Origin of the sequence: Aquimarina sp. U1-2, assembly GCF_017897595.1 — a bacterium.
Classification (GTDB): Bacteria; Bacteroidota; Bacteroidia; order Flavobacteriales; family Flavobacteriaceae; genus Aquimarina.
In genome coordinates, this window is record NZ_JAGKIK010000007.1 from 47,709 (window position 1) to 66,226 (window position 18,518).

Below are 18,518 nucleotides of genomic sequence, written 5' to 3' on the forward strand. Positions count from 1 at the left end.
ATAATACAAAAGAAAGGTCGTCTAAAAAGAAGTAGACTCATTTCTAGACAACCTTTTAACAAGCGTTCACATTTTTTTGAATATGAATTCGGCTTGATCTTTTTTACTTGTAAATAGATTCTTTACCGAAATGTTTCGTTAACAAATAGTAGACCACGGCTCTGTATTTGTTACGGTTCGACTTACCATAAGTCTCCATTACTGAAGCAATTGCTTCGTCTAATTTCGAGCCATCAGAAAGACCTAACTTTTTGATTAAGAAATTTTTCTTTACTGTATCTAATTCACCTTGGTCACTGCCTGATACCGTAGCAGCATCTGAATTGTAGATTGATGGTCCGCAGCCGATAGTTACCTTTGTCAAAAGATCCATGTCAGGAGTTTGACCGATTTTATCTTTAATGTCGGCAGCGTATTTGGCTATTAGTTCGTCTCTTTTACTCATAGGATTATTACATTTTGATTTTTAGATAGAGAATTGGTTTAATCTTTTTTGATTTAGGCGAAAAAGTGTAAACCAGTTCAGATTTAACAATATTCAAATATAGATGAATAATTAATGAAAAAATTAACTATAAAGTATATTAAGATGCCATTATTAGACCAAATACTTAAAATAATCGATTAAAGTACGATCATTTTCTACGCGCGGTGTGAATACTTCTAGTAATTGAGGTAAGTCATTTTGATCATACAGCGTTTTTAATGCCTGGTGCAATTCTATCTCGGTATTCGCAGCGTGATACTCTAATCCATACATTGCACATAAATGTGATGCTGATAAATTGTGTGTAGTTTCAAAAAATGTACTAAAGGTTTTACTTTCCTCTTTCCCCGGTAAAATTCTAAAAATTCCCCCACCATTATTATTAATGACAATTATCTTAAAATTACTAGGGATATACGCATTCCATAATCCATTACTATCATAAAAAAAGCTCAAGTCACCAGTAATTAATGTCGTTGGTTTTTTTGAGACCCATGCAGCACCAATAGCAGTAGAGGTACTACCATCGATACCACTGGTACCTCTATTACAATATACCTCTAGTGATGGATCTAAAGAAAATAATTGAGCATATCGAATAGTAGAACTATTACTAAGTTGAATCATCTGTTGATCTGGGATATGCTTAAAAATAATTTCAAAGGCTTTTAAATCTGAAAAGGTAGTATTGCTTAGGTAGACCGCATGTTTTTTTCTGCGTTTATCTCTTACCTCTAGCCAAAAAGACTTATAATCGCTTACATTGGTTATTGTGTGTGGTAAAAATTTAGTAAAAAAAACATTGGGTTTAAGTTTTATATGTTCAGTAAGACAAAAATAGGTGTCAAACGCTTTTTTAGAATCAATATGCCAATGTGCCTTAGGCTGATAGGTGCGTAAAAATGCTTTTATTCTTTTAGAAACTACCATCCCCCCTACTGTTACCAAAATTTCTGGTCGCAACGCCTTAAATTCATCTTCGTTTAAGGTAGAGATCAATTGATCGATGCAATTGATGTGAGATGTATGATAAATGTTAGAAGTTGTCTCGGTAAGTACAAGTACCGAAGGATCGTCTGCCCAATCTTCAATCCATTTTTGTGCTATGATCCCCGGCGAATTCACCCCAATCAAAATCATCTTTCGTTTTGAAGCATTCCATGTTGCTACCATTTCGTTTTGTAAAGTATCTAAAATACTATGTTTTGGATATTCTACAGGTATGTTTTTAGGAACTATTGTAGGTTGTTCAAGCTTGTCGTATAAGGGTTCGTAAAACGGTACATTAATATGAACTGGTCCATTTTGCTCTATCGATGCATTCAAAGCCAGGTTTATTTCCCTTTCGTTATGTTTTTGAGCTTCGTGCAGCTTTTGTCGTACTTTGGGGTCTATAATTTCAGTTTCTACTACAATTTCTGAGTATAGATTTGCAGAATATAGAATATGATTTTCAAATACGTTCTTTTGTCGAATGGTTTGTCCGTCACCAATATCAATACGCTCTATAGGGCGATCTGCGCTAAGAATCACTAGAGGAATGTCACTGTAAAAAGCTTCAGATACCGCCGGATAGTAATTTAATAAGGCACTCCCCGAGGTACAAACCAAAGCTACCGGTTTCTTAGTTTGCTGTGCAATTCCTAATGCAAAAAAGGCAGCGCATCGCTCATCAACTATACTATAACAATGCATGTCCGGATGTTCGCTAAAACCGATAATCAAAGGCGCATTTCGAGATCCAGGAGATATGACGATATGATAAATTTCCTTCGCTTCGCATAAAGTGACGATCGTTTGTGCTAATGGAATTTTGGAATATAATCGTGTTCTCATTGAAATGGCTAAAGTACGATATCGTCGTAAGTTAAACCAATGTTTTATGGGTATTTTAAAACAATACTTTTTTCATGGTTTCAGTTTTTTTAACCGTTTCTTTCCATTCTTTTTCGGGTATGGAGTCTTTCGTGATTCCACCACCTACATAAAGAATTGCTCTATTCTTTTTTAGTTCCATACAACGAAGGTTTACAAATAGATTCGATGCTGTTTCACCATTCTCATTTTTATTCAATTCACCTAGAAAACCTGTGTAGAATTTGCGATCATAACCTTCGTGCTGTTGTATAAATGTTTGTGCTTCTTTTGTTGGTAGACCACATACTGCAGGTGTTGGATGTAAAATTTTAATAATTTCGCTCAAATTGGCTTCGGCAGCTATATCTCCAGTAATATCGGTACGCAGATGCAACAAAGAACCAGCGCGATACGTATAGGTTTTAGAAGATGTGATGGTATGTAAGACGGGATGAAGTGTTTTTAAAATATGGCGTGTCACTAATTCTTGTTCTTCAATTTCTTTACTACCCCAGTGTATTGGTTTATTACTTTCATACGGTTGAGTTCCCGCCAGAGACATTGTAGCAACTTTATCATTTTTGCTTTGCAATAGAGTCTCTGGTGTGGCACCCAACCAAGTACCTACTTTTGGATGATACCAGAAATAAACAAAAGCTGATGGATACGAGCTAATTAACCGCTTAAAAAGCACCAAAGCGTCGAACGTATCAGCATGTACGATTTCTTCTGTACGAGATAACACTATTTTTTCAATCGTAGAAGAGGTAATGGTTTCTATTCCTTTTTCTACCAGTTGCATATGACGTAGTTTATCTTTCGTCGTATCTGAAATCATCTTGAATGAAGGGGGGAGGTTAGTCTCAACTTCCGTATAAACACCAAGATCGACATGTAGGGTTTCACTACGATGTGATGGTATGAAAATAGTTTCTTTTGAAGTATCAAAAGGCGCAAAAATAAATCCCGAAGCTGTATACTCATCTAAGATGTGTTTTGTGTCATCACATTGCAATACTACTTGTAATATTGAAGAATCTGCTTTGGTATAGGCAACAAAAGGAAGCTGTTCATTTAATTGCTTGCTTAAGGCAGCATAAACATCTGTAATGCTCATACTATTTGGCTTTAGCGAGTGCTATTGTAGTTAGTTTTACGATAGATATTAGATTTTCTTCTTCATCTCGAATCTTAATATCCCATAGTTGAGTCGTCCTTCCTTGATGTACCACCTGAGCTCTTGCAAAAACATATCCCTCGCGAATACTCTTGACATGATTTGCAGAAATCTCAATTCCTCGGATATAGAAATCTTCGGCATCTAGAAACATATATGATGCTGCACTGCCTACACTTTCTGCCAGAGCTACCATAGCACCACCATGCAATACTCCATCTGGCTGATGAACTTTCGGAGTTACGGGCATTTTAGCCACTAGGTAATCCTTTCCTACTTCGCAAAACGTAATTTGCAATGTTTCCATTAGCGTATTTTTACACATATCATTGCATTGTTGAAGTATTTCTGTTTCAGATAAACTCATTTTGTTTTTTTACAGCTAAAATAATCATTGACTATAAATTATAATAACTATATTTGAATATTATTTTAACGAACGTTCAATAAAATGCCTAAAGTTAAAACGTCAAAGGAAGAAGTGCTTCGTAAAGTTATCCCTATACTAAGAATCAGAGGTGTGCAAAATAGTAGCATGAGTGAATTGGCTAAAGCTTGCAATATTCAAAAATCTCATTTTTATTACTACTTCAATAATAAAGAAGAACTAATCAAAGAGGTGCTGTCATTGGTCTATAGTTACTTTAATTACAACCTTTTTAAAACCATTGATAGTGCCTCTTTATCCCTACCAGAAAAGATGATCAAAATGAAACAACTTTTGCAAAAAATTTTTAGAACGTCTGATGGGGGTTGCATTATGGCTAATACAGCATTAGAAACTATACATCGCAACCCTATTTATAAAAATGAAATTCGCATGTTTTTTTCAGATTTTATTGAGGGATTACAACGATTATTGGTATCTCATCATTCTTCTGAAAAGGCTTTGGCCCTTGCAGAACAAATTGTACAGGATATTGAGGGTGGAATTTTGTTAGCTCAAGTGTACAACGACCAAAAATATATAGACAATGCCGTTTCTAGAATGGAAAGAATTATTCTAAACCGATAAGATCTATGAAATCATATACCATCCCCTCATATGACGGATTTGCTATATCTGTTCATGAATTTGTTCCCCAATTGGCAAATAATAAAACTATTGTATTTGCACCTGCAATTGCAGTTCCACAAAAATTCTATTTTCATATCGCTCAATTTTTGACAGATCAAGGTTGTAACGTTTTTACTTTTGATTACAGAGGCATAGGAGATTCTATGGCTGAAAACATAAAGTCTCTTAAAAATCATGGATTTTTCTCATGGGCAGCCGATTTTAAAGAAGTGTCCCAATACATTAAAAAGAAACTCCCTAACAATAAGCAATATATGATCGGTCACAGTTATGGCGGAAATAGCTTAGGATTTAGTGATGCTTTTCAATATTATGACAAATGCCTTACGGTTGCTTCTCAATTTGGATACTATAAATTTTTCAAACCAAAAATGAAGTTGTTGATACAGGTGAACTTCCGCATTTTTGTACCGGTTACTACTGCTATCTTAGGTTATTACCCTTCTGGATGGTTTGGTTTGGGTCGATCATTACCCACAAAAGCTGCCAAAGACTGGGCAAAGTTTCTGCTAAGACCAGATTCTATGTTAAGCTTTTCTAACGAATATAATTCAACTTTTTATGAAAATATAAAGAATAAGATACTTTTAATAAGTATTGAAGATGATCTTTTTGCTCCTAAAAAATCTGTAGATATTTTAGGTAATCGTGTTTTTCGTAGGGCCCAGGTGACCAGAAAACATTTAAAACCCGCAGATTATAATTTAAAAAAAATTGGTCACTTTGATTTTTTTAGAAAGAAAAATCAAAATATCTTGTGGCCTATTGTTTCTGAATGGTTTGAATTGAGCTAATGTACGTTTTCCAAAAAATCCATCAGATTTTATTACATACGCTATGAATATTGAAGAAAAAGAAGTCTCTTATCAAGCTACTAACACCTACTCTACCCTAAATATACAAACCACAAAAACAAAAAACGTTTGGATAGTTTTTCATGGAATAGGGTATTTGAGTCGCTTTTTTATTCGATTATTTGATAGTTTACCAAAAGAGGAAAACTATATTATTGCGCCGCAAGCTCCTTCAAAATATTACAAAGGCAATGAATATCGAAGAGTTGGATCTAGCTGGTTGACCAAAGAGAATACTCAAAATGAAACAAAGAATATATTGCAATACGTTGATGCTGTAATAGCTTCAGAACACATTTCTGAAGCTACAAATTTGATCATATTAGGTTATTCACAGGGAGTTAGTATAGCGAGCCGCTGGTTGGCTAATCGCAAGATTCATTGTCACGCCTTTATTATGATATCGGGTGGTTTTCCAAAAGAATTACAAAAAGAAGATTTTAATTTTTTATCCAAATCTTCAAAAATAATACACATTGTAGGAGAAAAAGATCCCTATTTTGAAAAAGAAAAAGTGATAGTCGAAAAAGAACGTGTTCAAAAAATACTACCGCAAATCGAGTTTAAAACTCATCCAGGGGGACACGAGTTAAATCCTAAAAGTTTACATGCCGTTATTGAAGATTTCTAAAAAGAACTACAAATAGCGCTCTTCAATCACTTCAAAATGATGTTTTTGATGACCTTCTAATATATAGCCTACAGCTCGTACACTCATCGAACTTCCACTTGCTTTTCCAATATTTAAAAGCATTTCACTATCAAAACTTTTAAATAATGCTATTGAGCTATTTCTTACAGCTTCAAAATCATTACTAATTTCATTTGTGCTCAACCTATTTGCTCTAGAATTTGGCACATAATCATCCTGATCAAAACCCATGAGGGGTGTCTTGTCATTTCGAGCAAATCGCAGTGCTCTGTATGCAAAAATTCGCTCGGTATCTATTAAATGTTGTAAGACTTCTGCTATAGTCCACTTTTTATCTGCATAGGCGTAACCTAACTTATCCTCTGGAATTGAATTTACAAAATTTACAAATTCTATTTTACTTATCGATAGCCCTTCTACAATATTGGGATGTACAGATTTAGCAATATACATCCCGTAGTAAGGATTAAACTCTTCTTCTTTTAATTTGAGCTTCATCTGTTTAATATTTTGTAATTCAATGAAAAATAAGTAATTACAAAATATTAAACAGATGTAACCACTTCGTTTTCGCACAAACTTATTTTAATCATATCGGTAGGGTATGCTGAAAAAAGTTTATGCTCATTTCATACGCTTAACTATTTTTAATTTTCTGAAAACAAGATAATTAAAAAATTGAGAACGTAAGTTACCACTACGCTCTCCCGTTAAAAATTTTATTATTATTCCCTTCATGTAGGGTATGTATTAATGTGAAGTGAACTTAAGAAAATTTATATGAATATCCCTAATTTAATCGAAACGATTTGCGTCAAGCTGAACTCGTTTCAGCTTCTCATCTCAATGTACTGAAAATAAACTTAATGAAGTCCTGAAATGAATTCAGGATGACTTCTCAGTTAAATTTTAGGTTTAATAACGGACAATCAATAAAATTTACTAACTATCTTCTACATTATATAATGAAAACTAAATTTTTTTAGTTCTATTTATTAGGGATTAAAGTTCGGGTTTTTGCTTCATAATCTATATATCCTTCTTCACCGGGTGTATAAAAAGTATCTTCATCCCAATCAGTTGTAGTTTTTCCCTCTCTAAAACGCCCAACCAAGTCGGGATTTGAAATAAATAGTTTTCCAAAGGATACGAGATCAGCATCACCATCTTGGATAACTTTTTCAGCATTATCCCGATCAAAACCAGAGTTAATCATTAGTGTTCCTGTGTACTTTTTACGATATCTTTTAGCTATATGTTCTTCAGCATGCGGAACATCAGACACATCATTAAAAGGTTCTGATAAATGAATATAGGCAAGATTGTACTCTTTATCCAAGCGTTCTATGATATAATCAAAAGTAGGTATTGTCTCTTTATCTAACGTAGTACCAAATATATTATGTAATGAAGGATTGAAACGAGCTCCTATCCTATTTTCTGGAACTACTTGTTTTACAGCTTCTAAAACTTCAAAAAAGAATCGTGCTCGATTTTCGCGGCTACCTCCATATTGATCCTCTCGGGTATTACTGGTTTGATTAAAAAATTGATGAAACAAATATCCATTTGAAGAGTGTATTTCTACTCCATCAAAGCCTGCTTCGATAGCATTTTTTGCAGCTTGTTTAAAATCATTGACTGTAATTTTAATTTCTTCGAGGGTCATCGCTTTAGGAGTAACAGTATCTTTAAAGCCATCTTGGGTATATGCTTGCGCGTTGGGATTTATAGCTGAAGGTGCTAAGGGTAAATCTCCATCATGAAAATCTGGATGCGACATGCGACCCACATGCCATAATTGAATAAATATTCGACCACCGGCATCGTGCACTGCTTTGGTTACTTTTTTCCATCCATCTACTTGATCTTGAGAATGAATCCCAGCTGTATTAATGTATCCAACAGCTTTTTTTGAGACCTGTGATCCTTCAGTAATTAAAAGTCCCGCTGTTGCTCGTTGTGCATAATATTCGGCATGCAATGCTGTAGCCGCATTTTCATTATTTACAGCACGATTTCTAGTCATTGGTGCCATCACTACACGATTAGGTAATTCTAAATCCCCCATTTTGTGAGAGGATAATAATTTCATCTCTTTCATACAAATAATTTATATTTAACTTTTTGATTTTAATTTTTTTAGCCGTATCGTGTAATTTTTTAAATCTGCGCCGATTTTATTTCAGCATCTCATAACAACGCGCTTTTTGATATTCGTAAACTCTATCCTTGAAAGCCAGTCTGCACCAAATTTGTTTTTAAGTAAACTCATCGTGAGCATTTATCCTGAATTGTGTAAATATTCAAACATCATCTTAAAATATACACTACAAAAGAAAAAAAATAAATATTTAAATATGTGCTGATATACTATTTGTATTGACTCGTATTTCTATCAATCATTTTTACAGAAGTTAGAATACAACCTTACAAAATTTGTCGTTGATATCTAACGTACATTACAAATCATAAAACGATATAGAAAGCTTTATAGTTAGCCTTTTACAATCAACATGCGTAGTTTGTTGAAAATGAATGTATCCTCAATACATATTCGCCTGGCGTACAGGCATATTATTTTTTTATAGTAGAATAAAACATTCAAGTCAGCACTCTGTTTACAGTATTTTTACGAAATACCTAACACGGTGTTCTACAAAAAATTTTATCTTTAGGAAAATATATTATGGAGATCATAGCCATTAAGAAATTCGATGAATTACTTGAAACCTTTGAAAGTCAAAAACCCGGTCAGAATTTTGTTTATCGTGGGGCCTCCAAAACCTCATATGAACTCATTACCTCACTTGGGCGATGTGAATCTGCTATGGGTAAGCCTATAGAGCGACTAGAAGCAAGACTAATCAAACTTTTTAAAGAATCATCTATACCCTATTTAGAACATAAGCCTGATAATGAGCTGGAATGGCTAGCTGTAGCACAGCATTATGGCCTCCCTACTAGATTACTGGATTGGAGTTACAATCCTTTGGTTTCTACCTATTTTGCTGTAGAATCTAATCCAGAATGTGATAGTGCAGTTTATATCCTATCTGGTTGTTCTACTATACAAGACCCTAATAAAACAAATCCCTACAAGCTTAATAAGGTGTATAAATACAGGCCCCCATATATCTCGGCTAGAATTCAAAATCAAGCAGGTTTATTTACAATACACCATACCCCGGATATACCTTTTGAGCATGAAAAATTGAAAAAAGTGATCATCCCTAAACAGCTAAAATCTGTGATCAAACGTACTTTATTTAAATATGGGATAAATCTCAGACTATTATATCCAGGTCTAGAAGGCGTGGCAAGAGATTTAAAGTGGTTAGAGACAAAAGTCTATTAATTAGCTTTACCTTAGTTTTAGTAATGAACTATCCCCCGGGTATAGCCGTCTGGATATTAAAACAAGGATTACTTTACTTTGATAATTAAGAAACTAAATTATCTTTTGTTTTGGCTTTTGGTTCTATAAGCCTTAGGGTTGCTTTTTATTTTGAGGTATAAGCGAAAAAGGGCAATCCTGCCATCCGCCAGGTAGGCAGGTTTTAATGAGTAATTTTAAAATGGAAGTGGTATTATTTGGATAAATAGTTAGTTTTCTGTAGTTTAGAGCACCCTTTATCAAAATAAACTGCTTATGCACAAAATTACTTTGGAGCAACAATTTAATGCTCGACAATTAGACCTGAAATATAAGGATATCTGGAATCGTGGTATTCACTTATTCACTATAGACGATAAAAATCGTGATTTTCAATATAGTATTTTCTATATTGATCTCTTATTCGCAGAGGTTATCTATAATAAACTAACAGGAGATATTATTACCATAAAAAGCTTTGCTGATAAAGCAAAAATTATGTTTTATTTAAGGGAAGATTTTTCTTAGACTACAAAAATAATGAACATAATTGCTGTATTTTTTTCCTTAATTAATCTAGAAATAGATGTAACTAGTTTAAAAATAGAAGTATTGTATCAATCATGCCTATACCAAACATTAAGTGTTAAACCGATAATTACTAATACGGCACCGATCAAACTTAAAAACGGGTACGAGTCTGTAAACCAAAAAACACTAGCAAACATTGTAAAAACTACTTCTACGTATTTTAACGAAACAATACTATGAGTTGCCTGGGACTGAAAAGCTTTTGTCATAAATAACTGTCCGAAATAACCAAAAACGCCTAAACTTAATAGTAAAACCCATTCTACACCTACTGGCATAGTCCAGTGAAATATTGAAAAAACACCTCCTACTATGACCGAAATCCACATAAAATAATTCACAATAATCACAGGATGATCTCTATTACCAATTTTATTGATTAAAACATATACCATTCCGCTAAATACTGCAGAGGTTAGTACCAAAATTAAGCCCAGAGTATTCATATTGGTATCAAAGCCTTTAATCATTACTACTCCCATAAAAGCAATAAAAAAGAATAACCATTGTACGGACTTAACCCGTTGTTTTAAGAAAAAAACTGCCAAAATAGTTGCAAATATAGGGGCGGTATAACGAAGTGACACGGCAGAACCGATTGGTAAATATGCTATCGACATAAAAAACAACCCCATTGAGGTAACGCCTGCCAGTCCTCTTAAAATTAATAAGCTTATCTGATTTCCTAAAATAGGAATTTTATGCCATAGCAAATAGCTCATCGTAAAAAAAAGAGAACCGAAAGCTCGAAAAAAAACGAGTTGTCCACCTCCAAAATGCGATAGGTACTTCACCATTATATTCATTGCCGTAAATGATACAGCACTTAAAAGCATAAAATAAATGGCATTTTTCATATAGAGCGAAATAAAAAAGTAAAGGTATAAACAAAAAGTTTCTTCAAGTTAATCTATCTGCTTTATTGCAATTCTAGCCTGGATTGCATAAAATTTATAATTAGATATCACATCTAACGCATGTTGAATAGCTTCTTTGCCTTGTTCAAAATAAAGGCGATCGACTATACCAATAAAATCATCTTTGATAACATTGATTGCTTTACCTGTTGGCAAACATTTGATAAGAATTTGCATAGCAAAATGTGAGAAATAACAGCAAAATGAATATTAACATTAAATTTACTGATTACTGATGCACCCAAATACTGGAACATAATTTTAAACGTTACTTATGGGATATAGTAAAATTGTAGCATGTAGATCAACGTTTTGGTATGATCATAGTATTTAATTATGGATATATTTTAGTATTTTAGTTGTTTAACCTGAATCTGTATCGTGACACAAGCATAATTTATTGGATAGTAATACATTCTTTATTTTATACTATGCTTTATCACAAACAGCTGAAAATGTTTAAATCATCTGTTGAAAAATAGTGTTTTTAATTTTATTATTTTCAGTAGACTTATAAATTTTAAATTTGTGAAAAAGCTGTTTCCCCTGCTCCTACTTTTATTGGTACAATTTGCTGTCGGCCAAAAATATAGTGTACGAGATAGTGTACTTAATGCTCCTATATCCTATGCTACAATATCTTTTGGAAACGGGAACGGTACTTTTGCTGATGCCGATGGTATGTTCCAATTTTCAAAAAAATGGTATCCAGATATTGATTCCCTTTACATTTCGGCTTTGGGATATAAAGAACTGGCGCTATCTACCCTAGACTTACACAAAAACATACTGCTTACTCAAGATATATCTCAACTTAATGAGGTTATCATCACTGCAGAAAAGAAAAGAAAGTACAAAACAAAACGACTACCTGCACAAGTGCATAATGACTATTTTAGATGCTGGCTACCTACAGTAGAATCTGAAATTGCCGTTTTTTTTCCAAAAAGCTCCTTAAATCCCACTAAAATTGCTACCGTACAGCTACCTGTAAAAATTGAATCTTCTAATAAAAATTCTTCGAGAGAACAATCATTCTCGACATTGTTTAAAATGCAGTTTTATGGCAATACCAATGGCTTCCCAGATGCACGTTTGCCTTATGAAGATATTATTTTTAAAATCACCGATAACGATAAACCTAATTTTGAACTGAACGTTTCAGAATATAAAATATATATTCCCAAAGATGGTATTTTTATTTCAATACAAGTATTAGGATATGCAGATGAACAAGGTAAACTTCAGCAAACCAAAAAATATCATGAAATAGAAACCAGAAAAGGAATGGTTAAAGTCTCTACAACGTTTAGACCTTTACTTCCTTTTACCAATAAGATTGATAATTATAAGACATTTACGCGCCGCATATTCTTTAAAAACAGAACATGGCAGCGATTCGACCCTAAATACAGTACTACTAATAATCTTATTAAAAATAATAATACGAATTACGGGATGGGATTAAAGCTACATGTATATAATGAATAACTAATATAACCTTCAATCGAGAAAAGATCTTCGTTTTTGATTAAACTGTACGGCAGCTTCATGTTTCACTTCGTGAGTAATCTTATTTTCTGCATATCCCACGGCATCAGCTATTGTTAAGAAATAATGATCAATACCCAACTTATCTGTAAAACCAGATCGCTTTAAAAAATCCCGTACCGGTCCAATCGTACCCACAATTAACAATTGAATGTGTACATTGGTAAGGTATTCATAGATATCTTCCAATACATGCAAACCGGTACTGTCTATATCATGCATGTTGGTATTATCAAGAATTAAAAATTTTGGTAACTCAGTACGTTTAGAAAGGTACTGTTGAACTGTATCTTTAAAATAACTGGCATTACCAAAATACAATTGATTGTCAAAACGAATAATAAGATACTTTTTTGACTGAATGGCATTTGGGAATCGATCAATATTACGATAATACAGCGTCTCTGGAATATTTACTAACTCTGCTATATGCGGACGAGAACTATAATATTGCAGAAATAAAAACGAAAGAAGTACTCCGATAAAAATTCCTCGTTCGACTCCCAAGATTAGAGTTCCTAAAAATGTAATCATCATTACTATAAAATCCCGTCGCTTAAGTTTAAAAAGATGCTTGGCTCCATTAAAATTAATCAACCCAAATACAGATACCAATATAATTGCCGAGAGAACGGCCTTTGGGATATAATAAAAAAGCGAAGTGAGAAATAACAAAGACAAAAATACGATACTAGAAGTGACCAGTGAGGATATGGTGGTTTTTGCACCTGCCTCGTCATTAATTGCTGTTCGGCTATAACTTCCTGATGAGGGTACTGCCTGAAATAGTGAACCTACTACCTTGGCAATCCCCAAGGCAAACAATTCTTGATTGGGTTTAAGTACATGATCTCGATTTTTCATTTCCATAGATTTTGCAATACCCATACTACCCACATATCCGATAAAGGTAATCGTAAGCACCGCTGGAAGCAATGCTACTATAGTATCGTAATCAATCGAAGGAATATCGAAAGACGGCAATCCGCTTGGAACATCCCCAATTATAGCCACTCCTTTATCATGTAATTTAAAAACATATGTTACTAGTGTTGTGACCACCAAAATAGATAGCGCACCAGGAAAAGAACTTCTCCACCGTTTCAACAAAACGATTGCTAGTATTGAAAAAAGACATATCAACAATGTTATCAAGTTCGAATGTGCAATATTTTGGATTACATATCCTAATATTTCATATGCATGTCTCAAATTTGGAACATCAAGACCAAAACCCTCCTCTAGTTGAGAAATGATAATAAGTATTGCAGCCGCAGAAATAAATCCCGAGATTACGGGTTGAGCAATCAGATTCACCAAAAAACCCATCCTTAAAACACTCATTACAATCTGTAATACCCCTGTAAGCAAACTTGTTATGATCGCCAGTTCTACGAATCTATCTGTAAATGGATCTGCTATTTGGCTTACACCACTCATAACCAAAATAGCAGTAACTGCCACAGGCCCAATACTTAATTGTCTCGATGTTCCAAAAAACGCATATAATACCAAAGGTAACAAACAAGAGTATAAACCATAGATTGGAGGTACTCCCATAAGCAAAGCATAAGCAATAGCTTGCGGAATTAATATAACGCCAACAGTAATACCAGCGATACTATCCTTTTTAAATGTAGATAGATTGTACTGATTTGTAAAAAACAGTTGAAGAATAGGAACTATTTTGTATAGATTTTTGACTTTAGTATTCTTTGAAGTTGATTTCGTAAAGCTACGACAGTTCCCTATTTATGCCAAAAGTATTTCTATTTGCCATATTTATGTCATGCATTTATTTATTTTTGAAACCTTATATAATCTATTATGGATGAAATCACACTTTTCCTTTTACTTGCAATCTTAGGTTTTGTAGCCGGTATCGTTAATACTCTTGCGGGAGGTGGTTCATTACTCACCTTGCCCATGCTAATTTTTATGGGATTACCTCCTGCTGTAGCCAATGGTACCAATCGTATAGGGATTTTAGTTCAGGGGATAACCTCTATAGCAGGTTTTAAAAGTAAAGGGATACAACCTTCAGTTTTTGGAGTATACTTAGGGATTTCCGCGCTAATCGGTTCGATTATTGGTGCTCAAATTGCTGTTGATATCAAAGGAGAAACCTTCAATAAAGTGCTTGCCATCATTATGGTGATGGTTGTTTTTTTTATGGTGTTCAAACCTAAACTGAACATCGAGAATGTAAAAGAACGCACACACGGCAAGTATTTATGGCTATCTTTGGTAATTTTCTTCTTTATTGGAATTTACGGAGGTTTTATACAAGCCGGTGTAGGTATTTTTATACTCCTAGCCCTTACCTCTATCAATACTACCAATCTGATTAGTGCTAATGCTATAAAAGTTTTGGTGGTATGTATTTATACCATTGGGGCTCTTGTTATCTTTATATACAACGAACATATTAATTATTTGTATGGTATAGTTCTCGCCACAGGCAACGCTACAGGAGGTTGGATTGCCAGTAGATGGGCTGTTAAAAAGGGTGATGGTATAGTAAAAGTTTTTCTCATTATCATGGTCATTGCGATGGCCGTGAAATTATGGTTTGATAGCTAAGATGAGAATCATACAACAAGCTATTGCCGAATATCCGCAAAACGTAATAACTTATAGTTCATGATCTGATTTTTGCAAAAATTAGTAAAGATATTTTAATACTAAAACATTGTTGTTCGATAAAAAATTTGACAAGCTCTGAAAACTTCTATTACCATTAAGAATTTATGAGTTTATAGAAAAGACACCTTGCTTTTCTAAAATTTAGACAACTTATTTTAAAACTGAATCGCCTTTACTTCAAAAACCATAATATAGAAGTATTTACAAATAAGTCTTTGTTCTATTTTCTAGCAGCCAGCGGTCTATTTTCTTTAACCGGACAATACTGATACTAAAATGAATATAATACCACTTCCACTTTAAAATTACTCAAATAAAAAGAATCTTACGGTATCGGGTTATTCAATTATGAAGGATTATTCTTATCTTTCTGCTACTAAAAAACACATAATACTACTCAAAATGAAATGCCAAACCCCCTGCGTTTTATTCATTTGTCTGCTATTGATAAATTGTAAAACACAAAAAAAAGAGAGTATAGAAATTGATAATGAACTCATTAACGAGGTAACGCAAGAAGTGGTTAAAACCCCAAAAAGCGATGCTCAAATCGACCCTATAGCACACGCTACCGCAGTACTATCATGGAAAGAGAAAACAATTTATATCGATCCTGCTGGTGGTTATAAAGCGTTTGAGGGAAAAAACCCTCCTAATATTGTTCTAATTACCGATATTCATGGGGATCATATGAACATTGACACATTAGACAGTTTAAATCTATCGCAAGCCGAAATCGTTGTTCCGCAGGCAGTAGCAGAAAAGCTTCCTGCGAGCTATACAGAAAGACTCGTGATTATCAACAATGGTGAAATTAAAGAGGTACAAGGCATACCTATCGAGGCTATACCTATGTATAATCTTAGGGAAGAGGCTTTAAAATTTCACAAGAAAGGACGAGGGAATGGGTATATCATTACTTTAGGGAAGGAAAGAATTTATTTTTCTGGTGATACCGAAGACATTCCTGAAATGCGAAATTTGAAGTATATTGATAAAGCATTTGTATGTATGAATCTACCGTACACGATGACAGTAGAAAGTGCTGCAGATGCCGTGCTAGAGTTTAAGCCAAAACAGGTTTACCCTTATCATTACAGAGGCTCTAATGGTTTAAGTGATGTTACTGTGTTTAAAAAAATAGTTGCCAAAAATCCTGAAATAGAAGTAATTCAACTCGATTGGTATCCAGATATCCCTTAAGCCTTATTTTGAAGGCTAAATGCCGATTGAAGTAGGTGTAGCACAATGTATTCGTATAATTTACCTTAACCTTTTATAATTGGCTGTAAAATGATTGCTTACTAATGAGACTACCTTCTAAAGAACAAATAGCACACAAACATTTCGCTTTATACAAACCTTACGGCTATCTTAGCCAGTTTGTAAATAACGGTCAAAAGCAAAATTCTAAAAAATTATTAGGGGCACTCTTTGATTTTCCTAAAGGAATAATGGCGATCGGGCGATTGGATGAAAAGTCTGAAGGTTTATTGCTCTTAACCACAGATGGTAAGGTAAGTAACTACATTTGTAGTGGCACTACTGAAAAAGAATATTATGCACAAGTAGATGGAGATATTTCTGAAAAAGCTATAAATCAATTACGTAAAGGTGTTGAGATTGGTATTGAAAAACAAAAATACACAACAGCCAAATGTAAAGTTTTTAAACTGAACGCACCACCTAAACTACCAGAACGCTCTAAAAAAATACGAGATGACCGACATGGACCTACGAGTTGGATTTCAATTACGTTAAAAGAAGGAAAATTTCGTCAGGTTCGTAAAATGACATCGGCAGTTGGTTTTCCTACATTAAGACTGGTACGAATACGCGTTGGGAATATCTACCTTAACAATATGAAGGTTGGAGAAGTGAACGAGTTGGACCAAATTTGCAGTAATACAATAGATGCTATATATTGACACGAACTCCATGATAAAATTATATCATGGTACTATGCATTCAATAATTTCTGAAATTCTTCCAAATACTGCCCTATGTGGTAACCATCTGCTAAACCATGGTGTAGATTGATAGCTATTGGTAAATTAAGTTTTCCTTCTTTTTTAGAATACTTCCCAAAAGAAATTTTAGGTATACTATCCTTAAACTGAAAATGCCTTGCATGTGTAAGACCGGTAAAATTATACCATGGAATTGAAGAAAAATGAATCGTGTCTAACCTCTTGGCTTCTTCAGTATGTCTTATCCCCATACTTTTCTTTACAGCGTCTATTTCTTTTATTGATTCTGAAACAAACGTTTCAAAATCATCTTAAAATTCTATAAAGGAAAAACCAAAGGTGTGATCTTCTCTTCCTATGGTTGCTGAAGCATGAATTTTAGCATATACATACACTTCATTATCATCTATACGATATTTGAAGGCTTTTATGTTATTGGCAGCCTCTAAAGACTTATACAAGTAAAATAAGAAATAGGAATAGCCAAGGTCATTCGCCTTTTGAAACCCTTTGGTAAAATCTACACTAGTGGTAATCCCGAAAAACGGTTCATCAAAGCCACTAAAAAATTCAAAATGCTCTTTTCGGTTCCAGTTGTTAAGATTTAATTTGGTTCGCATTACTTATAAAACATCAAGTAGTTCAGTCGCTTGGGTAAAACTCTTAAATTTTGGGTGATTAATTTCATCATCGATCATTTCATGAGCCCAAGTAGTATGGAAAGGAATATGAAAAGCATGTGCTCCAATGTTTAAAACAGGCAGTATATCAGACTTTAATGAATTTCCTACCATCAAAAATTCATTTACGTTGATGTCTAATTGTTTTACCAACTTTTGGTATTGCTTTTCAGTTTTATCAGACACAATTTCTATATGGTGAAAATATTTTTCTAGTCCCGATTTAATTAACTTTCGCTCTTGATCTAACAGATCGCCTTTTGTAGCCATTACCAATCGATACTTTTTAGATAACACATTCAAAGCATGGTCAATACCATCAATAAGTTCGACTGGTTCTTTAAGCATTTGTTTCCCCTTCTCTAAAAGCTTTTCTACAATTGATATTGACATTTTACCTTCGGTAATCGTTAAAGCGGCCTCAATTAATGATAGGATAAAGGGTTTTATACCATATCCATATAATGGTAGATTTTTCATTTCAATATCAAAAAGTACTTTTGCTGCCTCTTCTTTTGGCATAAACTCCTTTAAAAGATCGCAAAGCTCTTCTTCTGCTCTTCTAAAAATAGTTTCATTGACCCAAAGCGTGTCATCGGCATCAAAGGCGATTACTTTTATTTCTTGTAACGACATTTTTTTAGTTTTTTAAGTATATGATTTTTTTGAGTGCTTTATAAAA

19 protein-coding genes and 1 pseudogene are annotated in these 18,518 nt (G+C 33.7%); 9 read left to right on the forward strand and 11 right to left on the reverse strand.

Annotated features, from left to right (window positions below; translation table 11 throughout):
* Nucleotides 1-103: 103 nt before the first annotated feature.
* The 4 genes from J8281_RS10770 to J8281_RS10785 form a co-directional block, all read right to left on the reverse strand.
* The gene (locus J8281_RS10770) at nt 104-445 is read right to left on the reverse strand and encodes a DUF2853 family protein (protein WP_210197633.1); all 342 of its coding nucleotides are present in this window, start codon (nt 443-445) and stop codon (nt 104-106) included.
* 153 nt (nt 446-598) lie between these two features.
* Nucleotides 599-2,323, reverse strand: coding sequence for a 2-succinyl-5-enolpyruvyl-6-hydroxy-3-cyclohexene-1-carboxylic-acid synthase (menD, locus tag J8281_RS10775; protein WP_210197634.1), 1,725 nt, complete (start codon nt 2,321-2,323; stop codon nt 599-601).
* Nucleotides 2,324-2,378: 55 nt separating this feature from the next.
* A complete protein-coding gene (locus J8281_RS10780; RefSeq protein WP_210197635.1) occupies nt 2,379-3,461 on the reverse strand; it encodes an isochorismate synthase in 1,083 nt (360 codons plus the stop codon).
* Between the two features lies 1 nt (nt 3,462).
* Complete coding sequence (locus J8281_RS10785) at nt 3,463-3,888, reverse strand: PaaI family thioesterase (RefSeq protein WP_210197636.1); 426 nt, start codon at nt 3,886-3,888, stop codon at nt 3,463-3,465.
* 84 nt (nt 3,889-3,972) lie between these two features.
* Between J8281_RS10785 and J8281_RS10790 the strand changes: the two genes are divergently transcribed.
* The 3 genes from J8281_RS10790 to J8281_RS10800 are packed head-to-tail and all read left to right on the forward strand — an operon-like array spanning nt 3,973 to nt 6,084.
* The gene (locus J8281_RS10790; RefSeq protein WP_210197637.1) at nt 3,973-4,536 is read left to right on the forward strand and encodes a TetR/AcrR family transcriptional regulator; all 564 of its coding nucleotides are present in this window, start codon (nt 3,973-3,975) and stop codon (nt 4,534-4,536) included.
* Between the two features lie 5 nt (nt 4,537-4,541).
* Complete coding sequence (locus tag J8281_RS10795) at nt 4,542-5,393, forward strand: alpha/beta fold hydrolase (RefSeq protein WP_210197638.1); 852 nt, start codon at nt 4,542-4,544, stop codon at nt 5,391-5,393.
* Nucleotides 5,394-5,436: 43 nt separating this feature from the next.
* Nucleotides 5,437-6,084, forward strand: coding sequence for an alpha/beta hydrolase (locus J8281_RS10800; RefSeq protein ID WP_210197639.1), 648 nt, complete (start codon nt 5,437-5,439; stop codon nt 6,082-6,084).
* A gap of 6 nt (nt 6,085-6,090) precedes the next feature.
* Here J8281_RS10800 and J8281_RS10805 read toward each other — a convergent pair whose 3' ends face one another.
* Both J8281_RS10805 and J8281_RS10810 read right to left on the reverse strand, forming a co-directional pair.
* Nucleotides 6,091-6,603 (reverse strand): DinB family protein, encoded by a 513-nt coding sequence (locus J8281_RS10805; RefSeq protein ID WP_210197640.1) that lies wholly within the window; start codon nt 6,601-6,603, stop codon nt 6,091-6,093.
* A gap of 490 nt (nt 6,604-7,093) precedes the next feature.
* Nucleotides 7,094-8,209 (reverse strand): alkene reductase, encoded by a 1,116-nt coding sequence (locus J8281_RS10810; protein ID WP_210197641.1) that lies wholly within the window; start codon nt 8,207-8,209, stop codon nt 7,094-7,096.
* Nucleotides 8,210-8,794: 585 nt separating this feature from the next.
* On the opposite strand from J8281_RS10810, the gene J8281_RS10815 reads away from it, so the two are divergent.
* Together J8281_RS10815 and J8281_RS10820 are read left to right on the forward strand one after the other, a co-directional pair.
* Nucleotides 8,795-9,463 (forward strand): FRG domain-containing protein, encoded by a 669-nt coding sequence (locus J8281_RS10815; protein ID WP_210197642.1) that lies wholly within the window; start codon nt 8,795-8,797, stop codon nt 9,461-9,463.
* Nucleotides 9,464-9,757: 294 nt separating this feature from the next.
* Nucleotides 9,758-10,009 carry a hypothetical protein gene (locus J8281_RS10820; protein WP_210197643.1) on the forward strand — a complete coding sequence of 84 codons (252 nt, stop codon included), beginning with the start codon at nt 9,758-9,760 and terminating at the stop codon, nt 10,007-10,009.
* Between the two features lie 89 nt (nt 10,010-10,098).
* On the opposite strand, the gene J8281_RS10825 is transcribed toward J8281_RS10820, so the two are convergent.
* Both J8281_RS10825 and J8281_RS10830 read right to left on the reverse strand, forming a co-directional pair.
* Nucleotides 10,099-10,929 carry a DMT family transporter gene (locus J8281_RS10825; RefSeq protein WP_246849080.1) on the reverse strand — a complete coding sequence of 277 codons (831 nt, stop codon included), beginning with the start codon at nt 10,927-10,929 and terminating at the stop codon, nt 10,099-10,101.
* Nucleotides 10,930-10,977: 48 nt separating this feature from the next.
* Nucleotides 10,978-11,145 carry a hypothetical protein gene (locus J8281_RS10830; protein ID WP_210197644.1) on the reverse strand — a complete coding sequence of 56 codons (168 nt, stop codon included), beginning with the start codon at nt 11,143-11,145 and terminating at the stop codon, nt 10,978-10,980.
* A gap of 372 nt (nt 11,146-11,517) precedes the next feature.
* On the opposite strand from J8281_RS10830, the gene J8281_RS10835 reads away from it, so the two are divergent.
* Nucleotides 11,518-12,480, forward strand: a complete 963-nt coding sequence (locus J8281_RS10835; protein WP_210197645.1) for a carboxypeptidase-like regulatory domain-containing protein — start codon at nt 11,518-11,520, stop codon at nt 12,478-12,480.
* Nucleotides 12,481-12,492: 12 nt separating this feature from the next.
* Here the strand turns inward: J8281_RS10835 and J8281_RS10840 are convergent, their stop codons facing one another.
* Entirely contained in the window at nt 12,493-14,226 is a 1,734-nt protein-coding gene (locus J8281_RS10840; RefSeq protein ID WP_371812606.1) for a SulP family inorganic anion transporter, read from the reverse strand.
* 141 nt (nt 14,227-14,367) lie between these two features.
* On the opposite strand from J8281_RS10840, the gene J8281_RS10845 reads away from it, so the two are divergent.
* From J8281_RS10845 to J8281_RS10855, 3 genes are all read left to right on the forward strand, one after another.
* Nucleotides 14,368-15,123: a sulfite exporter TauE/SafE family protein gene (locus tag J8281_RS10845; protein WP_210197646.1), complete on the forward strand. Its 756-nt coding sequence runs from the start codon at nt 14,368-14,370 to the stop codon at nt 15,121-15,123.
* A gap of 507 nt (nt 15,124-15,630) precedes the next feature.
* Nucleotides 15,631-16,389: an MBL fold metallo-hydrolase gene (locus tag J8281_RS10850; RefSeq protein WP_371812601.1), complete on the forward strand. Its 759-nt coding sequence runs from the start codon at nt 15,631-15,633 to the stop codon at nt 16,387-16,389.
* Between the two features lie 104 nt (nt 16,390-16,493).
* Nucleotides 16,494-17,114, forward strand: coding sequence for a pseudouridine synthase (locus tag J8281_RS10855; RefSeq protein WP_210197648.1), 621 nt, complete (start codon nt 16,494-16,496; stop codon nt 17,112-17,114).
* Between the two features lie 32 nt (nt 17,115-17,146).
* Here J8281_RS10855 and J8281_RS10860 read toward each other — a convergent pair.
* Nucleotides 17,147-17,776: pseudogene (locus J8281_RS10860) on the reverse strand (CatA-like O-acetyltransferase).
* Between the two features lie 3 nt (nt 17,777-17,779).
* Nucleotides 17,780-18,472: an HAD family hydrolase gene (locus tag J8281_RS10865; RefSeq protein ID WP_210197649.1), complete on the reverse strand. Its 693-nt coding sequence runs from the start codon at nt 18,470-18,472 to the stop codon at nt 17,780-17,782.
* Nucleotides 18,473-18,518: the final 46 nt, after the last annotated feature.

Bases quoted from the DNA above. Each gene is read 5' to 3' on its own strand.
- J8281_RS10810 (WP_210197641.1), bottom strand. From the start codon at position 8,209: ATGAAAGAGATGAAATTATTATCCTCTCACAAAATGGGGGATTTAGAA.
- J8281_RS10785 (WP_210197636.1), bottom strand. From the start codon at position 3,888: ATGAGTTTATCTGAAACAGAAATACTTCAACAATGCAATGATATGTGT.
- J8281_RS10800 (WP_210197639.1), top strand. From the start codon at position 5,437: ATGAATATTGAAGAAAAAGAAGTCTCTTATCAAGCTACTAACACCTAC.
- menD (WP_210197634.1), bottom strand. From the start codon at position 2,323: ATGAGAACACGATTATATTCCAAAATTCCATTAGCACAAACGATCGTC.
- J8281_RS10770 (WP_210197633.1), bottom strand. From the start codon at position 445: ATGAGTAAAAGAGACGAACTAATAGCCAAATACGCTGCCGACATTAAA.
- J8281_RS10865 (WP_210197649.1), bottom strand. From the start codon at position 18,472: ATGTCGTTACAAGAAATAAAAGTAATCGCCTTTGATGCCGATGACACG.
- J8281_RS10845 (WP_210197646.1), top strand. From the start codon at position 14,368: ATGGATGAAATCACACTTTTCCTTTTACTTGCAATCTTAGGTTTTGTA.
- J8281_RS10855 (WP_210197648.1), top strand. From the start codon at position 16,494: ATGAGACTACCTTCTAAAGAACAAATAGCACACAAACATTTCGCTTTA.
- J8281_RS10820 (WP_210197643.1), top strand. From the start codon at position 9,758: ATGCACAAAATTACTTTGGAGCAACAATTTAATGCTCGACAATTAGAC.
- J8281_RS10825 (WP_246849080.1), bottom strand. From the start codon at position 10,929: ATGAAAAATGCCATTTATTTTATGCTTTTAAGTGCTGTATCATTTACG.
- J8281_RS10790 (WP_210197637.1), top strand. From the start codon at position 3,973: ATGCCTAAAGTTAAAACGTCAAAGGAAGAAGTGCTTCGTAAAGTTATC.
- J8281_RS10805 (WP_210197640.1), bottom strand. From the start codon at position 6,603: ATGAAGCTCAAATTAAAAGAAGAAGAGTTTAATCCTTACTACGGGATG.
- J8281_RS10815 (WP_210197642.1), top strand. From the start codon at position 8,795: ATGGAGATCATAGCCATTAAGAAATTCGATGAATTACTTGAAACCTTT.
- J8281_RS10780 (WP_210197635.1), bottom strand. From the start codon at position 3,461: ATGAGCATTACAGATGTTTATGCTGCCTTAAGCAAGCAATTAAATGAA.
- J8281_RS10795 (WP_210197638.1), top strand. From the start codon at position 4,542: ATGAAATCATATACCATCCCCTCATATGACGGATTTGCTATATCTGTT.